General features: G+C 40.7%; 1 pseudogene. It reads right to left on the bottom strand.

The window, feature by feature from the left end:
• Positions 1–452 (bottom strand): annotated as a pseudogene (locus tag BTA35_RS18040) (putative bifunctional diguanylate cyclase/phosphodiesterase); the annotation flags it as partial.

The following is a 452-nucleotide window of genomic DNA, read 5'->3' as shown; positions in this document are numbered from 1 at the left end:
TAATGTGATCATGGTTAAGTGCTAATGTTAAGTAACCAATAATTTTATCGTTGCGTACTACAGGGGTTGCCCAGCGCACTATCCCTTTGAATTTTTTACCAACAGGATTTTCTTTACCTGCATAGGCTTCTTGCTCAGGTGTAAAAGGAATATTTTTTTGTGCGGCACGACTTGGTGTCATTGGACCCAGAATTTTAGAGGGTACATAGGGACCAATTACATCTGAAACATAGATCTCGCCAGCTTTAAGTTTTTTCAGATGAATAAAATAGTCCTCTGCTTTACTCCAAGTATTAGCAGGGTTTGAAACATCGTTCAGCTGAGAGGGTAAAAGATTGGAGCTTTGTACTTTGATCTGCTCCTGCCCATTGATATCAACAAAGGTAATCTCATGATAGAGCGGTGTTTCCTGGCTAGGCAGTACCGATTCTGGTACTCGGTAGTGGAATTCT

It is taken from the genome of Oceanospirillum linum (assembly GCF_001995095.2).
GTDB classification, from domain to species: Bacteria; Pseudomonadota; Gammaproteobacteria; order Pseudomonadales; family Halomonadaceae; genus Oceanospirillum; species Oceanospirillum linum.
Note: the sequence above shows the minus strand (reverse complement) of the source record. Positions and strands in the feature narration are given on the sequence as shown.